Consider the following 980-nt stretch of genomic DNA (forward strand, 5'->3'; position numbering starts at 1 on the left):
TGCCGTCGTTGCCCTTGGTGCCGACGCGGGCGCCGTCGCCGCTGTAGTCCATGTCGAGCGTCACGCCGATCACCGGGTGCGTGGCCTTGCCGGTGTTGATGAGCTCCTCGGCAACGCGCTTGCCCTGGTTGATGGGGATGGCGAACCCGAGGCCGATCGAGCCGGACTGGCCGTCCTCCAGGTCCGAGCCGCTGTCGGCGGAGCGGATGGCGCTGTTGATGCCGATGACCCGGGCCTTGGAGTCGACCAGCGGGCCGCCCGAGTTGCCGGGGTTTATCGGGGCGTCAGTCTGCAGCGCGTCCACGTACGAGATGTCGCTGCCGTCGCCCTCCTCGCCGCCCGCCGTGATGGGACGCTCCTTGGCGCTGATGATGCCGGCGGTGACGGTGTTCTCCAGGCCGAAGGGGGCGCCGATGGCCACCACCGGGTCACCGACCTGGACGTTGTCGGAGTTGCCGAGGGCCAGGGGCTTGAGACCGCTGACACCGCTCACCTTCACGACGGCGAGGTCGTAGCCGCTGTCGTGACCGACGACCTTGGCCTTGGCGGTCTGGCCGCCGCTGAAGGTCACGGTTATGTCGCCGCTGCCGTCCGCCGGGTCGACCACGTGGTTGTTGGTGAGGATGTAGCCGCGCTGGTCGAGCACGAACCCGGTGCCGGTGCCCTGCGACTCCGACCCGCTCACATGCAGCGTCACCACACTGGGCAGCGCGCTGGCCGCGATCCCGGCCACGCTGTCCGCGGCCCGTCCCTTGGCCTCGGTGCCGGCCTGCGGCAGCTCGACGTCGTCGATCCCGCCGTTGCGCTCCAGATACGCCCCTACGGCCCCGCCGACGCCGCCGGACACGAGGGCGAGGAGCGCGGCCCCCAGGACCAGCGCCCGCCTCGTACGCCGACGCCGCCCGGTCGTGCTCTCGACGGCCGCCCCGTTCTGCTGGAGGGGGGCGGCGGCCCAGGGATCGTAGTTCTGCCAGGGGGCG

Annotated in this window: 1 protein-coding gene; it reads right to left on the bottom strand. The window is 71.6% G+C overall.

The features are described from left to right. Window positions 1–980, bottom strand: a 980-nt coding sequence (locus O3Q52_RS53535) for a S1C family serine protease (protein ID WP_269655606.1), incomplete at both ends; no start/stop codon positions are given.

Origin of the sequence: Streptomyces sp. ActVer (assembly GCF_027270795.1) — a bacterium.
In the GTDB taxonomy this organism is placed as follows: Bacteria; Actinomycetota; Actinomycetes; order Streptomycetales; family Streptomycetaceae; genus Streptomyces; species Streptomyces umbrinus_A.